We start from the raw sequence: 2,550 nt of genomic DNA, 5'->3' as shown, positions 1-2,550 counted from the left end.
GGTATCAACAAACTTGGCACACTATTGAGTTCTCAAACAACAGGAGCTACCGGCACCAAACACGACCAAACCGCCATGTCCTCGCTCCGAAGCAACTTTTCAAGCTTACCCCCACCGGGCCGGTCTCGCAAATCCACTGTCCGGTCTCGCGCTGCCCCCTACAGGACCAGCACAGTGACCGCCAGCGAACCTCCACGACCGACGACGAACCGGAAGCCGATTCCAACATCGTGCACCGCACGCGCAGAAACAACTTCACAGTTTATCAAGGGGGTTCGTCGCCCTCACCGGGGCGACTCCACAACTATACGACCATCCCGCCCGGACCACCAAATCCACTGACGCCCCACCTCGAGCAGGCCGACGCGTCCTGAGCTGCCGGGCGGCAGTATCATTCAGCACGGCAGTCGTCTGGGCGAGACTCCGCACAACAACGACGGCTTACCGAGACGAGGACGGAAGTTCGGTCCGCCGTGGCGACGACGCCGCGAGTTCTCGAAGAGGAGCAGCATCGTCGGCTGTCGTCCTTCATTCACCTCCGATTATTGTCCTAGTGGGCGAGCCCACAGCGACGTCGTGAAGGAGAGCGTGCATGGATACCGTTGACGGTCAGCGATTCCCCATCGATTTGGATCGCCCGCTCATCGGTGCGCCGATGGCCGGCGGGCCCTCGACTCCGGCGCTTGTCGCGGCGGTGAGCAACGCCGGCGGGCTGGGTTTCCTTGCTGGCGGGTACAAATCACCGGAACAGCTGGCGGAGCACATCACCGTCACGCGGTCCCTTACTGATCGGCCCTTCGGTGTGAATCTGTTCGTCGTATCCGCGAATGACGTCGACGAGGAAGAGCTCCAGAGCTACCGTCGGCGCCTTCAGCCCCATGCCGACCGCTACGGCATCCAGGTGGGAGTCCCCAGATGGGATGACGACGCCTGGACGGGCAAGGTGGATGTTCTTCGAGCATTGAGGCCTGACGTGGTCTCCTTCACTTTCGGGTGTCCGGATCCCGACCTGCTGCACGAGCTGCACCAGTTGGGCATATCCACTGCCGTCACCGTCACCGACAGCGCCGAAGCGTCTCTCGCGACCGACCGTGGGGCACAGATCCTGGTCGTGCAGGGCCCCGACGCAGGGGGCCATCGCGGAACGTTCGATCCCGGCGCCGACCCGGGAACGCAGCCACTCCCCCAGCTCATCGCGTCGATCAAGACGATATCCAGCCTGCCCATCATCGCCGGCGGCGGCATCAGCACCCGCGAGGACGTCGGCGGAGTTCTCGCGGCCGGAGCGTTTGCCGCCCAACTCGGCACAGCCTTGCTCCTGGCGGACGAGGCAGGAACACCTCCCGTCCACCGGGCAGCTCTCACGGACCCCGGGTTCACCGAGACCAGGATCACCAGGGCATTCACCGGTCGTCCGGCCCGTGGGTTGCGGAACAGATTCATGGATGAGCACCCCGCCGTCGGCAACGCCTACCCGCAGATCCACTACATCACCGCACCCCTCCGCGCCGCAGCGGCAGCGAACAACGACCTGCAAGCGCTCCACCTGTGGGCCGGCACCGGCTACCGCACCATCCGGACCGGACCCGCAGCCGACATCATCGCAGCGCTCACACCCTGACCTTTGGGGTACGCACCCCCACCCTGCCGGCGGGGCGCGCATGCGTGGGGAAACTGATGCAGAGAAAGGGGTTTCTTCTCTCGGAACGAAGCCGTCGCTCGTGCAGCTGCTCCGGCGCTGAAGTGCAAGGTGAACCCGAGGCCTCTTGAGCGGGTCCGGGTCGATCGAACCGGAAGAACCTTCACCCTGGGCACCGCGAAGGAGCGGGACTCCTTGCGCGCCCGAGTGCTGCAGGCGGCACACCGGAAGTGGCGTATGCCCATGAGCAGCATCGTCGGCGGCGCATCCGGCGGATCACGCGCCGCCGTCTCTCCTCGCACGGCGTTCGCCGTTGCGAGACCTCCGTTCCCCATCCGGCCCTTCAGGCTCGACGACACACCCGACCGCGACAGCACGAACCGGTGCCCAGTCCCTCGAGATCCGGCTCCCCGAGTCCGAGCGACACCGAGTCCCGTGTCCAAGTCCCGCGAGTGCGTAGAACGCGGAGTGGGTAAAAACCGGCAGCGAAGGTGAAAACCAGCAGTGAAGTGAAAGCCGGCAGTGAAATGAAAGCCGGCAGTGAAATGAAAGCCGGCAGTGAAATGAAAGCCGGCAGTGAGATGAAGACGCGAGGCGGGATACAGGCCGGCGACACAAGATCCTGACTCCGGCTGATACGTCGATACCCGGGATCCATGCGCCGGACCAGCTCCTGGTGGCTGCCCGGCGTCGGTGGCCAGGCCAGCACCATCGTGGTGGCCTAGCATCGGGGTGGCCATGGCATCGGGGTGGCCGTCCGGTGCCTGCGTCTGCCCACCGGGGTGTGAATTGGGGGTTGGGGGGTGTGTGGTTTTAAGTGGGGAAGGCCCCGCACCTGGTGGTGCGGGGCCTTCCCGTTGGAGTGTTGTCCGGCGGTGTCCTACTCTCCCACACTCTCTCGGGTGCAGTAC

Annotated in this window: 2 protein-coding genes; both read left to right on the top strand. The window is 64.9% G+C overall.

The features are described 5' to 3' along the window. Positions 1–592: 592 nt before the first annotated feature. Positions 593–1,621 (top strand): nitronate monooxygenase, encoded by a 1,029-nt coding sequence (locus ACX80U_RS19135; RefSeq protein WP_459269540.1) that lies wholly within the window; start codon positions 593–595, stop codon positions 1,619–1,621. Between the two features lie 509 nt (positions 1,622–2,130). Then, complete coding sequence (locus ACX80U_RS19130) at positions 2,131–2,265, top strand: hypothetical protein (protein ID WP_459269539.1); 135 nt, start codon at positions 2,131–2,133, stop codon at positions 2,263–2,265. The last annotated feature ends 285 nt before the right edge of the window (positions 2,266–2,550 follow it).

It is taken from the genome of Arthrobacter sp. TmT3-37 (assembly GCF_054510835.1).
Note: the sequence above shows the minus strand (reverse complement) of the source record. Positions and strands in the feature narration are given on the sequence as shown.

Coding starts and splice junctions, on each gene's coding strand:
- ACX80U_RS19135 (WP_459269540.1), top strand. CDS start 593: ATGGATACCGTTGACGGTCAGCGATTCCCCATCGATTTGGATCGCCCG.